At 47.8% G+C, this 20,139-nt stretch carries 23 protein-coding genes; 17 read left to right on the forward strand and 6 right to left on the reverse strand.

What is annotated here, in order from left to right; genetic code table 11:
• Window positions 1-5: 5 nt before the first annotated feature.
• Window positions 6-3,164: a conjugal transfer protein TraG N-terminal domain-containing protein gene (locus tag AYY17_RS04605; RefSeq protein WP_067421706.1), complete on the forward strand. Its 3,159-nt coding sequence runs from the start codon at window positions 6-8 to the stop codon at window positions 3,162-3,164.
• A gap of 434 nt (window positions 3,165-3,598) precedes the next feature.
• A complete protein-coding gene (gene traN, locus AYY17_RS04610) occupies window positions 3,599-6,313 on the forward strand; it encodes a conjugal transfer mating pair stabilization protein TraN (RefSeq protein ID WP_067421708.1) in 2,715 nt (904 codons plus the stop codon).
• 67 nt (window positions 6,314-6,380) lie between these two features.
• Here the strand turns inward: traN and AYY17_RS04615 are convergent, their stop codons facing one another.
• The 6 genes from AYY17_RS04615 to AYY17_RS04645 form a co-directional block, all read right to left on the reverse strand.
• Window positions 6,381-7,124 (reverse strand): hypothetical protein, encoded by a 744-nt coding sequence (locus tag AYY17_RS04615; protein WP_156656639.1) that lies wholly within the window; start codon window positions 7,122-7,124, stop codon window positions 6,381-6,383.
• Window positions 7,125-7,688: 564 nt separating this feature from the next.
• Window positions 7,689-8,204, reverse strand: a complete 516-nt coding sequence (locus AYY17_RS04625; protein ID WP_067421714.1) for a FlhC family transcriptional regulator — start codon at window positions 8,202-8,204, stop codon at window positions 7,689-7,691.
• The gene (locus AYY17_RS04630; protein WP_067421716.1) at window positions 8,201-8,734 is read right to left on the reverse strand and encodes a hypothetical protein; all 534 of its coding nucleotides are present in this window, start codon (window positions 8,732-8,734) and stop codon (window positions 8,201-8,203) included. Before AYY17_RS04630 ends, AYY17_RS04625 begins: the two co-directional genes overlap by 4 nt.
• The gene (locus AYY17_RS04635; protein WP_067421718.1) at window positions 8,727-9,290 is read right to left on the reverse strand and encodes a transglycosylase SLT domain-containing protein; all 564 of its coding nucleotides are present in this window, start codon (window positions 9,288-9,290) and stop codon (window positions 8,727-8,729) included. The genes AYY17_RS04630 and AYY17_RS04635 overlap by 8 nt, the downstream gene beginning before the upstream one ends.
• Before the next feature lie 30 nt (window positions 9,291-9,320).
• Window positions 9,321-9,851 (reverse strand): hypothetical protein, encoded by a 531-nt coding sequence (locus AYY17_RS04640; protein WP_067421721.1) that lies wholly within the window; start codon window positions 9,849-9,851, stop codon window positions 9,321-9,323.
• 16 nt (window positions 9,852-9,867) lie between these two features.
• Window positions 9,868-10,893 (reverse strand): ParM/StbA family protein, encoded by a 1,026-nt coding sequence (locus AYY17_RS04645; protein ID WP_067421722.1) that lies wholly within the window; start codon window positions 10,891-10,893, stop codon window positions 9,868-9,870.
• A 1,100-nt stretch (window positions 10,894-11,993) separates the two neighbouring features.
• Between AYY17_RS04645 and mobI the strand changes: the two genes are divergently transcribed.
• From mobI to AYY17_RS04725, 15 genes are all read left to right on the forward strand, one after another.
• Window positions 11,994-12,335, forward strand: a complete 342-nt coding sequence (mobI, locus tag AYY17_RS22690; RefSeq protein WP_412779007.1) for a conjugative transfer protein MobI(A/C) — start codon at window positions 11,994-11,996, stop codon at window positions 12,333-12,335.
• A 68-nt stretch (window positions 12,336-12,403) separates the two neighbouring features.
• Window positions 12,404-12,892 (forward strand): hypothetical protein, encoded by a 489-nt coding sequence (locus AYY17_RS04655; protein WP_156656640.1) that lies wholly within the window; start codon window positions 12,404-12,406, stop codon window positions 12,890-12,892.
• Window positions 12,893-13,912: 1,020 nt separating this feature from the next.
• A complete protein-coding gene (locus AYY17_RS04665; RefSeq protein ID WP_067421731.1) occupies window positions 13,913-14,332 on the forward strand; it encodes a hypothetical protein in 420 nt (139 codons plus the stop codon).
• Window positions 14,333-14,637: 305 nt separating this feature from the next.
• Window positions 14,638-14,820 carry a hypothetical protein gene (locus tag AYY17_RS04670; protein ID WP_067421733.1) on the forward strand — a complete coding sequence of 61 codons (183 nt, stop codon included), beginning with the start codon at window positions 14,638-14,640 and terminating at the stop codon, window positions 14,818-14,820.
• A gap of 181 nt (window positions 14,821-15,001) precedes the next feature.
• Window positions 15,002-15,259 carry a class I ribonucleotide reductase maintenance protein YfaE gene (gene yfaE, locus AYY17_RS04675; RefSeq protein ID WP_067421899.1) on the forward strand — a complete coding sequence of 86 codons (258 nt, stop codon included), beginning with the start codon at window positions 15,002-15,004 and terminating at the stop codon, window positions 15,257-15,259.
• Window positions 15,260-15,496: 237 nt separating this feature from the next.
• On the forward strand, window positions 15,497-15,865 hold the full coding sequence (locus AYY17_RS04680) for a hypothetical protein (RefSeq protein WP_067421735.1): 369 nt from the start codon (window positions 15,497-15,499) through the stop codon (window positions 15,863-15,865).
• Window positions 15,862-16,422, forward strand: coding sequence for a hypothetical protein (locus tag AYY17_RS04685; RefSeq protein ID WP_235845278.1), 561 nt, complete (start codon window positions 15,862-15,864; stop codon window positions 16,420-16,422). The genes AYY17_RS04680 and AYY17_RS04685 overlap by 4 nt, the downstream gene beginning before the upstream one ends.
• Window positions 16,400-17,062, forward strand: coding sequence for an HD family hydrolase (locus tag AYY17_RS04690; RefSeq protein ID WP_409274736.1), 663 nt, complete (start codon window positions 16,400-16,402; stop codon window positions 17,060-17,062). Before AYY17_RS04685 ends, AYY17_RS04690 begins: the two co-directional genes overlap by 23 nt.
• Window positions 17,063-17,137: 75 nt before the next feature.
• Window positions 17,138-17,443, forward strand: a complete 306-nt coding sequence (locus tag AYY17_RS04695) for a hypothetical protein (RefSeq protein WP_067421737.1) — start codon at window positions 17,138-17,140, stop codon at window positions 17,441-17,443.
• Between the two features lie 172 nt (window positions 17,444-17,615).
• Window positions 17,616-18,134, forward strand: coding sequence for a hypothetical protein (locus AYY17_RS04700; RefSeq protein WP_067421739.1), 519 nt, complete (start codon window positions 17,616-17,618; stop codon window positions 18,132-18,134).
• A 163-nt stretch (window positions 18,135-18,297) separates the two neighbouring features.
• On the forward strand, window positions 18,298-18,537 hold the full coding sequence (locus AYY17_RS04705; protein WP_067421741.1) for a hypothetical protein: 240 nt from the start codon (window positions 18,298-18,300) through the stop codon (window positions 18,535-18,537).
• A 24-nt stretch (window positions 18,538-18,561) separates the two neighbouring features.
• Window positions 18,562-18,789, forward strand: coding sequence for a hypothetical protein (locus tag AYY17_RS04710; RefSeq protein ID WP_067421743.1), 228 nt, complete (start codon window positions 18,562-18,564; stop codon window positions 18,787-18,789).
• A gap of 74 nt (window positions 18,790-18,863) precedes the next feature.
• Complete coding sequence (locus tag AYY17_RS04715; protein ID WP_162271096.1) at window positions 18,864-19,172, forward strand: hypothetical protein; 309 nt, start codon at window positions 18,864-18,866, stop codon at window positions 19,170-19,172.
• Window positions 19,173-19,180: 8 nt separating this feature from the next.
• On the forward strand, window positions 19,181-19,384 hold the full coding sequence (locus AYY17_RS04720; protein WP_067421747.1) for a hypothetical protein: 204 nt from the start codon (window positions 19,181-19,183) through the stop codon (window positions 19,382-19,384).
• Between the two features lie 275 nt (window positions 19,385-19,659).
• Window positions 19,660-20,100 carry a hypothetical protein gene (locus AYY17_RS04725; RefSeq protein WP_067421749.1) on the forward strand — a complete coding sequence of 147 codons (441 nt, stop codon included), beginning with the start codon at window positions 19,660-19,662 and terminating at the stop codon, window positions 20,098-20,100.
• Window positions 20,101-20,139 lie beyond the last annotated feature (39 nt).

The following is a 20,139-nucleotide window of genomic DNA, read 5'->3' on the forward strand; positions in this document are numbered from 1 at the left end:
TTCAAATGACTGAATGGAACATCTATACCGTCGGTGACATTGAATTCATGTATAACGTATTCAATGCCGTGGCGATGCTCATGAATAGTGGGATGTTTTCAGACCTCTTTCGCATCGGCGCATTGCTGGGTGTGATAGGGATCGTGATTTCTTCTGCCATTTCAGCGGGCAAAACAATTTCATTCCAGAACATGGCGGTTTGCATCGTCATGTACATGGTCTTTTTCCAAGTGTCAGCCAGGGTGAATATCGAAGATGTCACCTCAGGCCGATTCCGTGCTGTCGATAACGTCCCTGCGGGTCTTGCGGCTTCTGCATCGATTATCTCGACTGTGGGTTACTCCATCACGGAGAAAATGGAGCAGGCATTCTCCACGCCCTCCATGACGGAGTATGGTGCGTTGGATCCGCTGGTGGCATTATCAACTTATTACGATGCCATGAAAAACCCGATGCGTTGGTTTCTGGCAAATGAAAGGCCAACTGTTGATTTTGCCCGAAGTGTTCAAAACTACATGAAAACCTGCGTGATGAATGACATAGCGCGTGGTGCCAAAACCTACTCCACGTTGTATCGGGGAACGGCAGGCGTGCAAGGATTGCGTTCAGGCGATGCCTTCCAGCGCGTGGTTCTATTTGACGGTAACATGGTGGGTTGGGATTCGAGTTCTCCGGACATGAAGGACAGTTCATCTCAGTACACTTGCGCTGAAGCTTATGACAAACTGTTCCTGATGCACGGTTCCGCATCTAAAATGCTCACTGCGGCATTTGACCGATCTTACAAAGCACTGGGTCGGGGTTGTGAGTCAGGCAGAGGCTGTTCGCAAAACGCTAAAATTAATGAAGTCATGAACTTCTATAATATTAGTGGTACGACAATGCGCGATTTTCAGATGACGATGATCATGTATCCCTACTTGCGTGATGTGCCTAAGTACGGTCACGAAGCTGCATTCCGTGGAGCGGCAGCGGTAACACGTACTCAGACACAAACCCAACAGGCGTTTCAATGGGCATCCTCAGGGGCATCCTTCCTATCATGGATGACGGCATTCATGCCTATCTTCCAAGGTTTGATCTACGCACTTACTCCCTTCATGGCTTTCCTCTTTGGATTAGGTATTATGGGGATCCGGTTGGTCATGAAGTATTTCTTGGTCATCATCTGGACACAAACCTGGATGCCGCTCGCTGCGATCGTTAACATGTATGTATTGGTTCACACCCAAACAAATATGTCCGCGATTTTCAGTATGCCTGCGGATCAAGTGTCATTCGATAAACTGTACATTCTGTTATATGAAACGCAAAAGAGTATCGGTCTGGCCGGTAACTTATACGCGATGATCCCTGCATTAGGTGGCTTCATCGTTTGGGGTAGTTCGGTTGCCTTTAACTCGTTAGCGAATTCTGCGGCAGCACCACACGCAGCGGACACCAAGCAAATGGCACCAGATGCATCGAATGCACCTGCAATTAGCAACCGCTCAGCGGATGTTAACTACGACCGCGCAAATGGTACTGTTTTGGGTGGCGCACAATCCGCTCTACCTAAATATGATATGAAGCAGTCTGCTTCAACTAACCTTTCCAGTGCGAAGCAGAACATGGAATCTGCCTCTGTAGAAAGATCCGCATCAGAGAGTAAAATGTTCCAAGAAGTGGCTTCGAATATGAAGAATGGAACCCAGTCACAACAAAGCCAAGATGCTTTGCAAGCCTCACTGGGCTCTCTAAGCTCATCTCAACGCTCATTTGTTCAAGACGTTGCTTCACGAAACGGAATGTCCGAGACTGAAGCGTTAACGGCTTTGAATATGGGCTCAGTGCAAGGTACTGCTCAGGCTAAAGCAGGTTTGGAGTTCGCAGGGTCTGGAGCTTCCGTTTCAGGGTCTGCGTCTTTGCAACGAAATGAGTCGGCCACAAAAGGTAAAACCCACACGGCGGATGGAAGTTATTCAAGCAGTGATAGTGCTTCAAACGCTGATGCTATGAGCGCTCAACTTAGTCAGATCAAGTCTCAGTCGTCAATGGCTTATTACAGCAGTATGCAAGCCTCAGGACAAAGTACTTCTGCTACTCAGCAGTACGGAGAGGCTTATAAAAAGCAAGAGTCAGCACAAAAATCCTATTCTGAGGCACAACAGTATTCGATGAGTTCCTCAATGGGGCAGAATATGACTGCCTCACAGATCTCCCAGGCTATTGGTGGTAATCAAGCGGCACAGTCTACATTGACTCAGGTGTTAGCTGGTCGTGAGGATTTATCGCAGCGTATCAATGACGATACCGCTCGCCTTTCCTCTCTCGGGATGACTCAGGAAGATGCGCATACCTTCGCGCAATTCAATGCCGCAGTATCTATCGGTCAAGCTGGTGAAGTGGCTAGGCTATCTGGTTTCGTCAGCGGTGGCACGAATCAGCCTGAGGTTAATGCAGAGTCCGCAAGTGCGAACAAAGGAATTGCTGGCAATGCTGAACAGGCTGGGATCCAGGTTGATAGGATTGCTGGTGGTGTTGACGGTGGTTCTGCCGCAACAAAAGGTCAGGCTGCATCTGGTATCGCGGGTAATTATGCTGAATCAGCACCAGGTACAGCTAAAGGAGGAGTCATTAATCAACACTTCGGTAACAGAGGTATGGTTGAAAATCATGAAAATCGGTCAACTCAAGAGTTGAACACACTGAGAGGGAACGCTGCTCGACACGAGTTAGTAAATAAATCCGACTATGGCATGACTGGGGCCGCTATGCCTAAGGTACAAAGCGCCTTAGACAAGGTCTCAAATGGCATTAAGCCCGGAGGTTTCTCTTATCAGGAAGGTTACGGGCAGGCGCAAGAAATGGCCTCTAAAGTGACCGGCGTTAGCGGTGAACATGGAGAGTATGCAAAGGATGCCATTTCACACTTGTACGGAACAGTTAAAGACAAAGACAATACTCCGGAGCAAATGGAGCACGCTCGTATTCAGGCCTTCCACGCTGTCACCCTAGCAACTGGTGGTGAATACGTTAACGGTAGGCTTGAAGGTGGTGATCAACAGTTAGCAATGGCGATTATTGGCAAAGTTGAATCCACGAAGAGCAACATGCATCGTACCGATGCACATATCGTAAAAGAGTCTGTCGAGTCAATCATGTCTGACCACACAAAGAAATAAAAGTATCCCGTGATACACAAAAGCCTCCAATCGGAGGCTTTTTTTCATTCGACCAAAAAAATTTAACCGGTAACCAGCATATAGGCGACTGGAATACTGAGCATCAGCCAAAACATGCAAAGCGCAATGTCTCTTTGAACCCCTGCCGGTTTAGGTGGAGTTTTTTTTCGCTCTTATTGGTGTGTTATCAATCACAATAGGAGGCAGATAGTCTACGCCGTGTGCGCCGAATGTACTCATATTCAACTCCAAAATATTAGTGAAAGAAAAGCACCTCGTTTTGCTGCCCTTCTTTGTTGCCCGTATACGCCATTGAATTATGCTTGCTCAATGGCGTCTCTATGCATTGATTCTCGCACAGTTCTTTCCGGTGACGAAATTTTCAATTGAGCTCCTACTTATCAATGCCTGCAATCTCTACAAGGTGATTACGAATGATACCCCTTTTCAGGAAAAATTGGTTTTCAAAAACGGTCTGCACACTGTTCACGATGAGCCATTTGGGAGTCGCAATGTATGCCCCTTACGCTTACTCGTCGAACTCGGCATCCAGTGCTCAGTCCGCCGTTGAATTCTATAACTCTCTGCCTAGCCTATCCGCCAATAGCAACGGTACCGTACAATACGGTAACGGTGAAGCGGTCAATTTAAATAGTGTTTACCCAAGTGAAGGGTCATCCACTTCATTAGATCAGCTAAAGTCCGTTTACGGTAATGATGGTGAAACCCAAAAGCTAGGTTTTGATACAGGCTCAGCGCTGGCATCAGAATCATCCTTACGCGGTGAGGCTTATCGCGCGGTTGCAGGCTCAACTCAAACAACAGCAAAACTGAAAGCCACGGACTCTATCTTTGACAAGCACAAAGACTTCCTGGCAAATCAGGATAAATATATGCAGGATCTGGATGACTGCTCAATGACATCAGAGCTTAATACTGATGGTGTGAAACAGCATATTCCAGATTTCAAAGAGTGTACCCGCACGACAAGCGTTAGTGGTACCTATCGTATAACACACCCTTACGTGGCAGGTTTTCTGAGCCACAGTTCAGGCTCTGCAAACATCGAAAGTTGTGGTGAAGCTTGTGTCACCCTGTGGGTGGGTAGGGTCGGTGATAACTACTGGAGTGGCAGATGCAAGATTTATGAGGAATTTACAGGCGTTCGTGTTTATAACCCTCAGGCCATTTCCACCGCCAAATTAACCTATGCAACCTGGGATGACTACGTCCAAATCTATTTAGGGGACGATAAAATATTCGCAGGACCTGTAGCAGGTATGGAAGATGCGGGAACAAAGGGGGAAAAACGTCCTTGGAATTACCATAAAGGAGAGCTTTTCCCACCTGAAACTCCTGGCCCATGCGAGTTAAATACTAGTTGGCAGGTTAACCCAAATGTCGATGTAACCGAAAACTTTAGAAAAGTACAAAGCGGTGATGAGCTGATATTCAAAACACGAGTGTCAGTTTATGGTGAAGGCGAAGGTTACGCTAAGCTTGAAGTTCGATATGACCCATCTAAAGCGGTAAGCCGTGATGAATGGGTTACTGACAATCAAGATGGTTTTAATACCTTCTTAGATGCCGTTAACCAGGGTTACTGTCAGAATTACTCTGTAACCTGTAATGAAACGGTCACACCAGATGCTAATGGTTGTGCTTACATCAACGGCGTGACAATTTGCGAGAATGATCTAAAGCCTTCTCCGATTGCTGGGCTTTCGCCATTCTGTCGAAGCGCCACCGTCGTATCCAACTGTGGTACTGATGGAGGAGTGAACAATACCTGTAAGGACTTCGACAATAACAATGCGTGTCAATTCATAAAGTCCACTTGTTTAACTGGGGCTGCTGGTGGTCAAAGCGGATGCTGGCAGGCAACCGAAACTTGGGATTGCGGCCAAGATGTCACTGTACCGAGCACAACTCAATCTGAAACCTATCAGTGTGCAGGTGCCGTGCAGTGTATCAATGGTACCTGTTTGACGCCGACATCGGAGCCTAGTGGTGATTTTCAAACGGCTGTAGCCATGCTTCAGGCTGCAACCTATGCCGTGAACGAAATGACCTGTGGTGATGAAACCATCAACGTTGACCGTGCTTGCACTCTGTTTAAAGGCGAGGCGGCTACATGTAAAACAGCAATGGGAGGCTGGGTCGATTGTTGTAACCAACCTGTTGATGTTAGTTGGATTGAGTACCTTCAGTTGACCTACTACACCCTGAAAGTTTCCGATGCATTAGCGGTTAAAGCAGGTATGTTTGAGCAAGGAAAAGGTATTTTTGATATGGGCAAAGAGCTTGGTAGCAGCGCACTGGATGCGATCACTAAACCTGCTATGTCCGCGTTGGATAGCTTAACGGGAAATGCAGGCTCTGCGGTAGCTGACAAGGTTGCTGACCTCGGCATCGGACAAGTGATGGATCAGGCTGTAAGCACGCTGACAAAACAAGCAGCACAATGGACGCTGGATACATTCGGTGCGAGTGTTACTAATGCTATATTCCAGGCTGGTGGAACAGCTGCTGGATCTGAGACCGTTGCGGCTGTAGGTACAGATGGCGCATTAGCAAGTTCAGTCGAATTATCTTCGACGCTGGTTAGCGCAGTATCCGTAGTTGGCTATGCTTATATGGCCTATCAGATTGCCAATATCCTGGTGAACATCATCTGGGCATGTACCGCTGATGAGTTTAAGCTGGCCGTCAAAAAGGAGACTAAACTCGCTACCTTCATCGATAGCTGGTGTCAGAGCAAGATTTTGGGGCAATGCATTGAAAAACGCTCCAGCTATTGCACCTTCAACTCACAGATTGGCCGCATCTTCCAGGAGCAAGGTCGTGAGCAACTTGGTATTGGATGGGGTGACAGTAAAAACCCAGACTGTCGCGGATTAACTTTAGAAGAGTTTGGGCGCATCGACTTCTCTAAAGTAGACCTCTCCGAATGGATCGGTTCACTTTATTCCGCCGATTTGCTGCCAACTCCGGAATCGGTAAGTCTCGACAGCATCACTGGCTCCGGGAGTATCCTGAACGTTGATGGCACTCGCAAGAACAGCCTTGAACGCTTCCAAAGCGGCGTTGCCAGTATCGATATCAATGACCTTAAAGAGAAGGCTGGTGATTCAATCCAAGTAAGATAATTCGCTGATAGGCAATAAAAAACCCCGCTATTTGTCATTGGCGGGGTTTCTTTTTTTAACGCCGTTTCTATTTTCTAAATTCTAATGCCTGCCCATTATAGAACACGAAGGGCGCGTGCTCTTGAGAACCAGGAACGAACACTGCTCGCTTGTCTCCCAACTTGGCTGAGAGCGCTTTGAAATGCGTTAAGTTGCTTTTCTTTGCGGACAAATAGTAGAAGCAGGAAGATACAGCGGCTGCTTTGTACTTACCTGGATTTGCCATTTTAGGCGGCTTTGGTAAGTGGCTGGTATCTGACATTGAAAGGTTTGCAAGAAATGTCCAAGACTGGTCCTTACACCCTTTGTAATCGTTGTACCCATCCATACGCATCATTGCTGGTTTGTAATCTGCGTATACATCCTTCCATTCAGCCTCTTGGTCTTTGTCTGACCATGAAGCAATTCTTGCTAGCCCGTCACCTTCAGGTCGTGGTTTTTTATCTGTTACAAAACCTACGATTGCTGAAAATGGGTCGTTAATAGCTAACCCAAGAGCAACTTCCGTCAAGCCACCATCGGTGTGCTTAGTCTCACCGAGATCTCCCGCTTTGACCGGAGTCACAAGAGGTAATGCACGCCCATCTTCAGTTAACCGGTTATAAATGAGGTAGTCATCGCCAGCGTCTGTGATTTTAAATAGGTTCATGGCGCGGGCGAACTGCAACGCTTCAGATGGATTAACATCTACTGGCATCGGTTCAGGTTTAGAAGCGCAACCCGTCATTGCCATTACCAGTGTGATCAGGGATGCGGTCAAAATCTTTTTCATGTTAAGTACCTTTGTTTTGTAGGGTTTCAGGTAAGTAATTCTTCGTGTTGAGATCATAGTAACCCCGGCTCAACAGCTGACGAAGGGATCCACGCAAAAAAATCCCTTATTTTTGAAATAAGGGATCTATCACTAAACATTTAATTTAAATTGAATCTTTCCAAGCTATTAGCACTTGTTCTTTACTGCAAGATACCGTTTTTGTGCAAGGAACTCGTAGTGCTGGTTCAAAGTTCCCAGGTACAAATTCCCCTGGGCGTGGAGTGATTTCCTGTTCCAATATAGGGTCATAGAAAATAAACGGCACGTTCACTTTGTTTACTGCCCACCCCCAACCAACTGAATCTGGAATGATGAACCCCGCTGTGGAGGAAATGTCTTTCACAACAAGGCGTTTTCTGAACTCCCCAAACTTTGAGCTACAAAGTTCTGGTGTATCCAGCTTCTGACACAGATTCACACGCATGTAGCCAGGGGCCACTAATTGACTTCCTGGTAATGTGCTGAAGGTGCAACCTTGCATAACGAAGGCCGATAAGAGTAATAGCTTCAAGCAGTTACGCATTAATGAGCCTTATCTTCACAGAATGGACATTTCTGCTTTTTGTTGGAGCGGTCGCAATCGAATGGGGAAATAAAGGACATTTTACAGTGAATGCACTTTATCATTCGGATCTCATCGGAGCGAAAATCGCGGGCCAGTGTCCAGGCCTCATTAGGATGCAGCATAACATCAGCGGCAATCGAGGGACGGAATCGAATGTTGAGCTCACGATAAACCTCAAAGGAATCCACAACTTCGTTGATATCATCTTGGTTGCTGGGGTCTTTAGCCCGGCGTAAATAGATGCTCATGAAGTTAGTTGCTTCCATTTTTTTAGGCTGCGAAGCCAAGAAGGTTTCTGACAGTTTTAATCGCCCTATAGCGACCTCATCCTGTCCGAACTGCTTCTTCAGATGATCTATAAGGCGGTCGCTGGCGTTCAATGAAGTCGTGATAATACGACGACGGAAGCCCAGTTTTACCATGCGTTGTGCCAGTGCAAAGACATCTTCATCTTTTACGAGTGCTGCTTTCATAGTTCTGTGCTCCAATGTTCATAACGTAATTGTAAGTAGGCAGGCAAAGTCATGTGCGGGTTGTCACTGCCAAATACTGAACTCCACTCTCCAGAAGCGAGCTCTCTGAGCGATCTAACTGGCTTGATATATAGTTCACCTTTGATGATGGCATCAATGGTTTGACTATCGTCAAGACGCTCAATGAAATTCAATGCTTCATCAGAGCCTAGCCAATAGAATGACTCCGCCAGCGTTCCGTTTAGAATTTTCACCCTGATACTGAACACGAGAAGCGCCAGCCGGAGGATGTAGGAGTCATGCCGGACGAAGTTATCCACCTCGGTGAGTTTACGCCCAGGCATGTAGTCAACGATGAAAACAGGTACGTTGTAAGATTTAACAGATTTTGTCAGTTGAGCCAGAAGGTCTTTGTCTTTTAGCACGGAACGATCATCTTCAGACAGTACAAATGGACTGCGGAAAAAAGATTGCGCACGAGTTTCCAAAGAAGCTGCAAAGCTCAATAAAGAAATATTTTCATTAACCATTTTCAATCAGCCTCTTCCAGATCCTGAGCACATTCGTTCCGTAGTTCCGCGCCTTTTCGCGCAGTTCCGGGTTCGGTGTGTGATAACTACCAATCGCTAAAACAATGTCATCCGGGGAGTTCTTGATAGCGTTGCATAACACTTTCGCGCCCACGCGGATGTTGGTGTCTACATCCAGAAGATCTTCTGGCTTGCTGACGTACCTGCCGTTCCAGCGGTAGTTGACCTGAGAGATTCCGATATCAGTTACGGTAGACGCAGCCATATAACGCTTAAGCGCTCTTTTCGCATCTTCATAATTTTTTGGATAGTAGGCACCGTAAACTGCATTATTCAGTGCCCAAGGACTTGGAGCGACAAAACCGCCGCCACCGGCACGCTGCTTACTCTCCCACAGAGCTACAGCGTATAAGAGATGTGGATCAAGACCGCATTCATTCTTGGCATGTTTTTCCCATGCCGTTCCTCTTAAATCAACCACTCCAGCATGTGCTGGCATGATTTGAGATGAGAGGATTACTGCTGCCACACTGGCGCTTAACAGTAACTTACCCATTTTTTTTACCCCCAATCCAACCAGAGAGGCTTAGCCTAAGCGGAACCGTTTACGCGGCAGCGCTTCCTCTGTTTGAACCGACTTTTCAGCGTTTACATCGGTATCCCTCTCAGCGGATTGAGTGCCCACTGATACCGACAATGTTTTTTCGCTTCCTGCCTCGCTCTCCATCGACACCGCCCCACACGGCTCCAGAGACTCAATAATGCTTCCTGGTATAACTGATACAGCTTCTACTACTTGTGATGCCAACGACTGAGTAACATTTTGTTTCATTAACTTTGGTTGGCTTTCAGAATAAGACGATTGTAGACCGGTCCCCACCGGCGACGAAATATTCTGCCCTCTTTCTTCTCCTTTTACCAATTTTTGTGAACGCTGCTTATCGTTACCTTTGCCTTTCTTATAAATGGCGGGCGTTGCTTCACGCCCCAACCCTTCGAGATAAGCCCTGTTCGCCAGAGCTACCAGTGCGCTACTTCTTTTGCCTGGCGGACAGGATTCAAGGTACGCAGCGAGCTCGGGACAAAGAATGTCATTAATCGTCACCCGTAACTGCATGGCGCATCCTTATACGTTATGCGTCACCGTAGATGACAGTGTCAACGCCATAGTTCCAAAAACCAATTGCGTTACTGGCGACCGGATTTGGGCTCGTCACTACGCGGGCATTCTGGAAGGCTTCACGCACGGCCAACTCGTAGTAGGGAGCCCCGCCACCTGCTGTCACAATGATGTGGATAGCCCCCAGCGATCGGACATTTTTACGTAGCTCTTTCACTACGCCACCCGCAATCTGAGGAATGACTCTGCTAAGCAGCGGTTTAACTTCAATATGGCGCGCCCCATTAAAGAAAGTTGGCGCATCTTTACGTAATGCAATTTCGACCATTTCCGGCAGATCGTCCCGGCGCTCATGCGGATTTTCTTCATTCAGCGTGCGAACAATCCCTTCAATAATCGTGCTAGTGGCTTTCAAAGAAGAGCCACTGGAGCCCATTACACGACTTCCGTTACTGAAGGCGACGTAGTCCATCGAGAAAAAGCCTGGGTCAATAACCAGAATATTGGATTCTGACAGCTCATCTTCGCTGATGAAGCCTTCGCGGTTCGCAACATCGTTGATGACACCGACTCCTTGAGGGATAACCATGACCTGCTTGACCGTTACTTTCGTGGTCGGATTAATTGCGAATGTTCCCGTCAGTCTCGCGACCAATTTGGAGCGCTCGTTATCGTCGCTAGCAAGCCTTACCGGTAAACCTGTCACTAAGAGGTCAACGGTGTTCCCGACTTTTTCCGCAATCTTCGCCAGAGAACCAAAGTACAATGCCATATACATTTCAGTGGTGTGATAACTGTCGTGTAATTCACGTCCGTCTGGGCGGTCGGTAAATGCTCGCCACATGTTTCCGTTCGGGTATACGGTGACTTCGTGGGCGCGATTGCGCTTCACCAGATTCACGTCTTCCTCTTCTTCCGTCGTGGCATACGCCGGGAAGATTGAGACATCAGGTACGGAAGCAAAAGCATCGCCAGTCGCAATTTTGACGTTGCTATAACCAATATCCACACCACATACGATCGCGTTTTTCTTACTCATTTGTTAACCTTTTATTAACATAATTACAGCTTGTGACACCCTTCAGCCTCCCCTCATCCTTGCCCGCTCATGCTGTTGGCAAGGTGAGGCAGTCGTGATATCACCCCGAAAAATTCGTTCGCCCCGATACAATTGGGGCACATCATATCTATTCAAAAATCACAAAACACCCTTTTTCATCGACAAAACGAGGACAAAAAAGGCCTTAATTTACGTCTACATTTAGCCGCGTTTTAAGGCTAGATTTAGCCCTCATTCAAGGCCTGATTTATCCCTAATTTATGGCTAGTTAAGGCCGCAAATTGGGGCTATCCGTTCAGGGCCAATCCTTGTTATCGACGCAATTTAGCTCCCCTGTTTTATCATGAGCATCTCCGCTGACGAAATAACCTAACCTAAATTTCGGTCAAGTTTTCACCGGTTGGAACGAATTATTTTGATTGAAGAGACCCACCAGCGCCCACCTCCATTCGCGGATATTTTGACCGCAATCTGCGCTTTCCTGGTTGTGAGTTTTTAGACGGCAAGAAGGAAAGCGCCCCGTTTTGAGGACGAAAAACATTGAATTGAAGTGTCGTTTTAGTGCTTAGTGTGCCTGGTGATTAGAAGGTTGAACGGTTTTGAACTCTCATGCCTTTCTTTTCGCCATGAGAGTGCCAATCAAGGGAAATGCCACAAGAGAACTCTGATGCCATATCATATACGGGATTGGCTCAAAAACAGTGATTAGGCCTCTTCGGGTCCCGAAAACCGAACTTTTTGCAAAAAGGCATTTTCATGTGGCAACTCAACAACTCTGATGCCTTTCTTTTCGCCATGAGAGTGCTAAAACAGAGAAAGAGTCCATGAGATCACTCAGGCGGCGTAATAATATTACTGTTTTTTTGGTAAAACTGATTTTTTGAGCCGATTTTGGGTGTTTTTGCTTTAGCCGGAAGAGATCTCATGTGGGGTAATAATAGGGGTTCCGTTTTTTTGACCTTTTTGAATTTTTAATGTGAGGGTAACTCGATGGATGTGGAAAGCTACATCAAGCATCTGGAGGAAAGCGTTAAAGCCCTGGATAGATCGGCGGATGTTTTGACTGCCGAGCTACAACGCTGAGAGAGGATTTTTGGAAGCTAGCAACCGCTGGCGGTGAAAAAGCGCACTACTCATTTAACGTTGTTAAGCAGGGTCCATCTGTTCGGATCCGCTGGGCAAGGATGACACCATTGCGAAAAGCGGGTGGGGAAGTTGCAAGGGTGGTTCCGAAGTATTTGAAGGTGAACAAGGGGGAGAGTTATCCGGCAAAAGTTTTCACGGATGCAACACCCCGTGAATTGACCCTCATTGTTACCTACGAACCGCAGCTTAGTTTGATCCGTTCTGAGATGAAAAAGAACCGAGCAATTCGGCAGCTGTTATCTCGGCGGATAACGGAGAGCAGGAAGCAGCTTTAGCGTGGGGCTTTAGTTGTGTGAACAAAACGACTGGTATGGTTAAAATTAACTTTAGGAGAAATTTGAGTATGTCTCACGAAATCGTTAACACCCATGCAACAACTGCGATTGGTGAAATCTGCGCCAACTTCACTCGCAATCTGGGCACCAAACACGAAGAGTTGCTTTGGGGGATTAAGGCGACTCGTAACATTCTGACTGGGACAGTGGAAATCGTTAATGCTATCGCGAATCACAAGAAGGTCGCGGCAGTGAAGGTTCTGACTCAGGCCGATAGCGATCAGGCTGCACTGGACGTATTTGCGAAGGGACTTCAACGCAACACTCTGGTATATATCCCTCATGCTGATGATTGGGATCAGGATGTGCTCTTGAAGGTGATGTCGCTTTTCGGGGCGCGTCAGTCGAAATGTATGCTGGGCTTCACTGAGCCATCCCGCTTGTGTTTCGGGATCTACATGTTCCTGGTCAGTTATCAGATTGATGCTGAGTACAAGGTCTCACGCTGGTCTCTCAACATGAGCGCACCAATCCACGAGCTTGCTTCCCTTAATTAATTTAACGCATCGTCTTAGCACATCTGAAACCGGGCACCGTCCCGGTTTTTTGCACCTAAATTTAACCACATCTACTTTTCTCAAGTGAGCCTTCAGGCGATCAGTTAGTGAGCCTTAGGCGACCCTCGGGCTTTCAACGGACCCTGTGGTATCAGGAATGAATTCGGGATAACCGGGTTTGTTTTTTTGCGGAGTCTGTTAGCGAACGGGAAAGGTGGGGAAGTAAACGAAACGAGAAGGCGCGCGTTTGTTTTTGTTTTGTGCATCGTATGGTGGGCTGTGGCGGGTAAGCAAAGAGAGAGCACGGGCGTGATTTGTTGTTTTGTTTTTGTTGTTTCTGGTGTGGATATTACGGGCGCTAGATTGGGTGGGAATATTTCTAGGGCGTAAGGCAATCACTTCGCGGGTCGCGGATGGTGGGTTCAGTATGAAGTTTATTGGAGCAGGATGCCTCGATAGAACTTCCTCCGGGGGTTGTTGGTGGGTGTGATGTCATTTTGGATTTTGGGAAGGGATTTCCTCCGGGGGTTTTTGTGTTTTTTGGTTTTCCTCTGGGGGTGTTGGGGTTTTCAGCATTTTTTCCTCTGGGGGTATTTGGCGATCTGGTTTTATGTCCGACCAAAAACGGGCGCAAAACGAGGTGGAAAACCTTTGCCTGAATATTACCCCTGCCATATTCTGCGCTTTGTTTTTCCTCATGCTGTTTTACGGTGCCAAAACTATGCTGCTTATGGGTTGCCTGGCACTCATGGTGGGAAAGAATGGATAGCTTTACGTTGCGGTTGGTTGGCTATCATGCAGTTAGTTTTCCAGATTTCACGTAGCGCAATCAGGGTGGGATGGATGCTTTTTCGGAAGATGACCTACTGAGGTGGGATAAAGCGCCTTCCTGTTTTGTTGTTGTGAATGAGTCGTAAGAGTGGTTTGCCAACAAGAGTATTGCTTACGTTATCCGTGGGGGATGACGCAAGCGCAACGCGATCGGGACTACCGGTCTGAATTTCAAAACATGGGGGTAAGATGAATATCGAAACGCAGAAGGTGCAATCTGAACCAGGTATGTTTGGTAGTTCACTTCCAGCGCCAGGGTCACTGTACTGGTTTAACGTCTCGTTACTGTTTCTGGTTGTAGCGGGTATGAATGCTCTGGCTGATGGGGCATTTCCGAGCCTGTTTATTTGTTTCGCTTTGTTTGGTTGTGCTGCGTATGGTTGGGTTCGGCCATTGACGAACGGAGAACGACGTTTGGTATCCGTACCTGGTTTTTTGTTTTATGCCGGTTGCATGTGGGCGATCATGAATATTCAGCAACATGTGTTACATGAGCCGATTGGGTTTACTGGGACCCTATGTGTTGTGTTGAGTTCATTCGTCGGATTCTATTTGGGTCGCTATACCCGAATTGGGCGTTTCTCGCTGAAACCTCCGACCGTGGAATAATGCGAGCGATAAGCTGGAATAGAAACCGCCTTCATCTGGGCGGTTTTGTCATTTTGGGAACCGAGAACAGGAAAAGAACGTGTTGTTATCCTGTGAGGGGTTGGCCGAGAGAATCGCTGGCAAGTTTGTTTGTCAGAGGATGGCTGGTGGTAGGATTAACCCCAGACAAAAACTCAACAAGGGAGATTCGAATGGAGTTGGTAGGTAAGGTGAAAACAGCAAATGGTTATGCGAGTGCATCGGTGGAGGCTACATTTAGCCGATCGGTGCATGGTGAGTAAGTTGAGTTTCTGGTCACCCGGTCTATGACAGACCATCATCTGGTGGTGACGCATAAGGTTTCTGGCCGGATGGTTTGCCCGATCGACTTCCTGGCAACGGCGTTGGAAGGGGCCGAGTCGGCAGGCCGTAAAGCGCTGGATGCGTTCTTGTTCAGTGTAGGGGAAAAGCGTTTTATGGACGCGGTGGGTCGTTCGGTGGCTGCATAATGTGGATCGGAGGAGGATCAAGATCCCCTCTAATTTGCCCTCAGGGCGACTCAGGGCGATTTATGGATTTAAATCTATATACGATTGCACTGGAATCAATAAAATGCGTCTGAGAGCCTCTGAGGCGTTTTTTAGCGTCTCGCGAGTGCTGTTAGATCTGAATTCAAATTTGGATGGTGCTATGCCTGGGTGTATTCATGCCATACAGAGCGAAAAGCGGATTGAGGCCACCAGCGATGGGAGCACTATCCTGGAGCGTTTGGAGTCGGTGGGTATTGTGGTTGAGTACCAATGTCGCGAAGGCTACTGCGGTTCGTGTCGAGTACCTTTGCTGGCCGATACTGTTGAGTACGTGACTCAGCCCCTGGCTTTTGTTAATCCGGGTGAGGTGTTGCCTTGTTGTAGTCGTCCCCGAACTGACGTCAAGTTGGATATCTGATCGGTTTCGCTTTATGCTCGGTGTGTCGGTTAGCCCCCTGCTTCAACCGATAATTCATACCCGGTATGATTAAGCGCCACCTGCCTCGGTGGCGTTTTTGTTTCTGACATTTCGCATGCGAAATCAGATGTTATCCCTTCCCCGAAAAATGATACTTTTTTGTGCCCGTTCGCTATTCGTCAGCTAAATGCCCCGTGATAGTTTGAGTTCAAGTTAATCAATCACGGAGCTACCAATATGGCACTTTACCAACCGCATCAAGTCTTGATGGCATTTAGCGATGACTGCTTCAGTACCATCCAGGGGGCATGGCGTCCCTTCATCATGATGGCAATTGTGATGATTGAGTTGGCGCTGGTGGTTTGGCTCCATGATGGCAGCGAAGAGCTTCCGATAACGTCCTTCCCAGCATTGGCCTTTTCTCTCATCAGTAGCGGAGTTTTAGTTTACGCCCTTCACCTATTGCAGGTTAAGCGCCGGACTAATTACCGTGTCTATCTTTCTTCCGTACCAGCGGAGCTCATTACATTAAGCGCGGAAAAAATGGATACAGTTTCCCGCAAAGAAATTGCCGATTGGCTAGTTGCTCAAAAGGTGGCGCTATGACTTTTCTGGGGATGCAGATAACCGGACAGCAAGCTGAATTCATGCAGCATGCGTTAGGCATCCATGAAAATAACCGAGTCAGCAATCGTAACTACTTTCTCGCCAGTGGTCGTGATGTGGAAATTTGGACGGCGCTGGTGGATGTTGGTTATGCCACTGGGCAACCAGCTCCGTCTTGGGTGGGTGGAGGTACCCTGTTCACGGTGACTGAATCCGGTATAGCGATCGCCTTAGCGATGTTGCCGAAGCCCAAAAAAGTGAAACGCAATAATCACTATCCTCAGTACCTGAATGCGGATTGTGGTGACACCTTCAGTGAGTTTCTGCTGGGGAGTCGCGCTCCCCTGGTTGAGCATCGAACCAACGGCGAACTGTACGAATATCGGATGTACCGCGAAAAGTATTGCGAATACTACTCGTATCTCGGGCGGGACGTAGAAGGTGATTGGTCTCCTACCCAGAAAGCGGCCAAAGCAAGTTACAAACTGGCATTAAAATCAGCGCAAGAAAAGCGCAAACAAAATCGGAGCGTTCATGACACTGCCCAAATACACTAAAGAGCAACTCAAAGTCCTTCAGGCCGATACGTCGGGTAATCTGACCGTGTTAGAGCGATCGCTGGTGGCACAGTTGTTGTCCTCCATGCACCTGCCGGTAAAGCAAAGCTTCGCACCTGATTGGATACTCACTTACAGCGGTAAACGCTTTTCCTTCCTGGACATCGACCCGGAGGCAATCGACATTGGAGACATTGCGACGGCGTTGTCTAATATCTGTCGGTTTACCGGCCACCTGGATCAGCATTACAGTGTGGCGCAACACTGTGTACTGGTCAGTCATTTAGTTGAGCCTCATCTTGCGTTTGAGGGGTTGATGCATGATGCCAGTGAAGCATATTGCGGTGACGTGAGTAGCCCCCTTAAGGCACGGTTACCAGATTATCGGGAAATCGAAGGTCGCGTCGATCGCGCTATCCGGGCAAAGTACGGATTACCGCTGGTGGAAACGCCGGACGTCAAGGTAGCCGACCTACGAATGCTCGCGAGTGAGATGGGTATGTTTGGCCGTCATAGCGCGCAGGCGATGCCAGACCCCGATAAATATCCACCAGCTGACATCATGGGTTTGCGCCTTCTCCCTGCGGAGGAAGCCCGGCTTGCATTCCTTCAGCGATTCGAATTGCTGTATCAGTATTGATTCCAAAAAATAGAGCCGAAATATTATGAATGCGATATGCTTCGGCTGATTATAATTCAAAGAGGTTGATACCAGATGAAGAAGCTAATTTTAGTATTATCACTGTTTCTCGCGTTACCTGTGCTTGCACAAACCGAGACGCCATCTCCTGAAGGTGACTTTCCTAAACTTCATCTGAACGAAGAAAACGAACAGATCGCTCGCAAGGTTGCATTTGATTATCTGGCTAACGCTAAGATTTTCATTTCCCAGGGTGTGGTCTCTAAAGACACGGTGACTTATGAAGCTATCATCGCTGATCAGCGGTGTACCATTGAAATGGAGTTAAACAACCTACCGATTGAGCGATGGCTCGTGAAAAAACTCGACTGTAAGAACTGATCCCCATCGCCCATCCTTAACGGCAGACTTAACCATGATGAGGTTTGCCGTTACCCTGTCCCAAAATCCGCATCAATCTATCGTACCAAAATTTTGTTGCCCTTTTGGCTTCGTCAGCTGCTGAGGTCATGGTTAACTATTCACACAAGAATAATTAACAAATGGAGTAACAATGTTAAATCTAATTGCCCGCCTGGCAGAGACTGGTCATCAAGTTTGGTTCGGTGAAAGTGACACGGTGACGGTAACGCAAGTTAGTGGTGAATCGCGGGTGGTTCTCGAAAGTATCATCGCTACCGATCCGGCAGCTGTCCTGAACCTACTATCTCGTTATGGAGCCAGCGTTAAGGCCGTAGATGATAAGCTGCTAATCTGGCGTGACGAGAACGGCGATGACTGGGCCTGCGATCGAGGTAATCTCTATCGTGGTGTACGTGATGAATATGGCGTTCGCTGGGAAGTGAAGCTGATACATGGCATCACTATCCATTCCCCGTTCGATGCCGTGTTCTGGTTTGCATTACCCTGGGTTTCCCGCGTTGATGTGAATGTCCATTTCATCGTGGGTGATCCGCTGGTGGTTTCCGCCCCGGCCTACATTACGCTGAATGGTCAATTGGACAAAGATCAGGTTATGGCCTGGGTGAAACTTTCCGGCATGCAAAATGCCACCCGCATTTCCGAACTGTAATACGCCATCTTAACTATGGGGGAAGCTCCCCCATTTTGTAACGCACTCCCCTATTCAAAAAACTATTTTTTTTCTTCGATTCGCTTCGTCAGCGGTTAACCGTGAGTGATACTGTTTACAGAGGCAGTAAACAAAACGAATAACATCTATCGAGGTCATCACAATGAATCTGAACGCTATCAGCCAAGCCGCAAAACGCCCGAACCAGACTCCGGCCCAATTCATGCGTATCGCCAACGAGTCAGACCTGTTCAAGAAGGGTCGCACTTTGTGGTATCACTACAGCCGTAGTTTTGGTTTTGAGCGTGAACTGGTTCGCACCAATACCTTGCGCCTGGCACAAGGCAGCGGCCTACCGGTTTCGTTCGTTGAGCGTGCCATCAATCATTATCTGACCCACTGATCCACCAGCGTAAGGACAAATGCGATGAGCGCTATCAACGGTACTTATTGGGTCAAGAACGGCCACACCTTTGGTTATACCTTCCCTGAGCAACCAAACATCTTGGGTGTTCTGGCAAGCAAACCACAATTGGGTGCCTGCCTGTCTATGGAGCCGCAGCTGATCACCCCTTCGGATGATATGCGCAAAGCCACTGTGCAGGACTTCGACTTATTCCGCGTTGTTGTCGCTTCAGACTTCAAGCCTGAGTAATTCTTTGGTGCTCTTCGGAGCACCTTCTAATTCGAGAGACCGTCATGAATAATGAACTGAAAGAGCTGATCGCTATGCTCCTGGAAGATGCAAAGCGTATCCAGCAGCTGGAACCAAATGCCGGAACTGCGGCGCGTATTGTAGCGGCACAGAAAGTGCTTACTCGCGGTGATGATGAATATGCGCTGCCCGTGCTGGTGGCTACATCTTACCGTCTGGCTCTGGCTGAGGCGGGCTACGATTACTCGGTCAATATTGACGGCTCTTTGGTGGTTAAGGATCCGATTGCGTGCAGTAACGGTGCTTGCAAGTGGGTGGAGCACAAAGACGTTGTTCTACGTAGCAACAACGATGTTATCCGTTTCATTGAGAGCAGGAACTAGGAGGCCTTATGTTCCCTCAGGATGTCGAAGTACACGCACACCGTTACACTCAGGCAGGTGGAAAGCGCATGGTGCAATACAGTACCCCTGGTAATAACGGTTGGCTGATCACCAATGGCGATGCAACTGACTTACCCGATGTGCAAGCTCGACATATTGCGTTGCTCAACTATGCGCGCGATAACGGTACGTTAGTCAAAACCAACGCCTAAAAATCGATTTCAAAATAACGCTTTCCATACCCTGCTCGGCAATCTGTCGGGTGGGGCGCTTGCGTTTTAATCTCCAGATTTCGCATGCGAAATGTTGCTCATTTTCCGGAACGCTTTTCCCTGAACAGCCGGTTTTCGTTCCTCTATTCTGGCGCTGAAATGACAGTAAATTAATTATTCAAATCAGCAATAATTGTGCCCCAATCGCTTCGTTGGCGGTGAGCCTCATGGGAGAATTTAGGCAGTGAACAAAACAAATAACATGAGGAAATATGATGCATACTTTATCCGACCTTCTCCACTACGCTGGCGTTACCTCTCATAAACTGACTCTGCTTTCCATCCGCGATTATAACGCCTGTTGGGGTCGCACTGGTCGCGCCATACGTCCTTTTCCTCGTTACACGGTTTGGTATGACACTGAAGATCAGAATGACCGCATCGTATTCACCTTTGAAGCCGTCCTTAACACTAAGCGCACTGCACCAGAAAAGTTGGCAGACATCAGTATTCAAATCAGCCATCACAGTGACTGGGATCCTGTGAAGCGCAAGCTGACTGTCTCTCACCCTGAGCGCTTCCTGAAGGTCGATGGTATGGCAGTAGGTGCTGCTGAGAAGACTAAGTCATTGTGGAAAGAAATCACTGCACTGACTGAAGGCCTTCAACGACATGAAAAACTCAGTTCTTATGAAGTGACATTCCTTGCACCGTAAACATTCAACTCAGACCGCTTCGGCGGTCGCTTACCCTAT

The organism is Morganella psychrotolerans (assembly GCF_001676055.1).
GTDB lineage: Bacteria > Pseudomonadota > Gammaproteobacteria > Enterobacterales > Enterobacteriaceae > Morganella > Morganella psychrotolerans_B.

Excerpts from the sequence above, each read along its gene's own strand:
- AYY17_RS04605 (WP_067421706.1), top strand. The coding sequence starts at position 6 with ATGACTGAATGGAACATCTATACCGTCGGTGACATTGAATTCATGTAT.
- traN (WP_067421708.1), top strand. The coding sequence starts at position 3,599 with ATGATACCCCTTTTCAGGAAAAATTGGTTTTCAAAAACGGTCTGCACA.
- AYY17_RS04615 (WP_156656639.1), bottom strand. The coding sequence starts at position 7,124 with ATGAAAAAGATTTTGACCGCATCCCTGATCACACTGGTAATGGCAATG.
- AYY17_RS04625 (WP_067421714.1), bottom strand. The coding sequence starts at position 8,204 with ATGAAAGCAGCACTCGTAAAAGATGAAGATGTCTTTGCACTGGCACAA.
- AYY17_RS04630 (WP_067421716.1), bottom strand. The coding sequence starts at position 8,734 with ATGGTTAATGAAAATATTTCTTTATTGAGCTTTGCAGCTTCTTTGGAA.
- AYY17_RS04635 (WP_067421718.1), bottom strand. The coding sequence starts at position 9,290 with ATGGGTAAGTTACTGTTAAGCGCCAGTGTGGCAGCAGTAATCCTCTCA.
- AYY17_RS04640 (WP_067421721.1), bottom strand. The coding sequence starts at position 9,851 with ATGCAGTTACGGGTGACGATTAATGACATTCTTTGTCCCGAGCTCGCT.
- AYY17_RS04645 (WP_067421722.1), bottom strand. The coding sequence starts at position 10,893 with ATGAGTAAGAAAAACGCGATCGTATGTGGTGTGGATATTGGTTATAGC.
- AYY17_RS04655 (WP_156656640.1), top strand. The coding sequence starts at position 12,404 with ATGTCTCACGAAATCGTTAACACCCATGCAACAACTGCGATTGGTGAA.
- AYY17_RS04665 (WP_067421731.1), top strand. The coding sequence starts at position 13,913 with ATGAATATCGAAACGCAGAAGGTGCAATCTGAACCAGGTATGTTTGGT.
- AYY17_RS04670 (WP_067421733.1), top strand. The coding sequence starts at position 14,638 with ATGACAGACCATCATCTGGTGGTGACGCATAAGGTTTCTGGCCGGATG.
- yfaE (WP_067421899.1), top strand. The coding sequence starts at position 15,002 with ATGCCTGGGTGTATTCATGCCATACAGAGCGAAAAGCGGATTGAGGCC.
- AYY17_RS04680 (WP_067421735.1), top strand. The coding sequence starts at position 15,497 with ATGGCACTTTACCAACCGCATCAAGTCTTGATGGCATTTAGCGATGAC.
- AYY17_RS04685 (WP_235845278.1), top strand. The coding sequence starts at position 15,862 with ATGACTTTTCTGGGGATGCAGATAACCGGACAGCAAGCTGAATTCATG.
- AYY17_RS04690 (WP_409274736.1), top strand. The coding sequence starts at position 16,400 with ATGACACTGCCCAAATACACTAAAGAGCAACTCAAAGTCCTTCAGGCC.
- AYY17_RS04695 (WP_067421737.1), top strand. The coding sequence starts at position 17,138 with ATGAAGAAGCTAATTTTAGTATTATCACTGTTTCTCGCGTTACCTGTG.
- AYY17_RS04700 (WP_067421739.1), top strand. The coding sequence starts at position 17,616 with ATGTTAAATCTAATTGCCCGCCTGGCAGAGACTGGTCATCAAGTTTGG.
- AYY17_RS04705 (WP_067421741.1), top strand. The coding sequence starts at position 18,298 with ATGAATCTGAACGCTATCAGCCAAGCCGCAAAACGCCCGAACCAGACT.
- AYY17_RS04710 (WP_067421743.1), top strand. The coding sequence starts at position 18,562 with ATGAGCGCTATCAACGGTACTTATTGGGTCAAGAACGGCCACACCTTT.
- AYY17_RS04715 (WP_162271096.1), top strand. The coding sequence starts at position 18,864 with ATGCTCCTGGAAGATGCAAAGCGTATCCAGCAGCTGGAACCAAATGCC.
- AYY17_RS04720 (WP_067421747.1), top strand. The coding sequence starts at position 19,181 with ATGTTCCCTCAGGATGTCGAAGTACACGCACACCGTTACACTCAGGCA.
- AYY17_RS04725 (WP_067421749.1), top strand. The coding sequence starts at position 19,660 with ATGCATACTTTATCCGACCTTCTCCACTACGCTGGCGTTACCTCTCAT.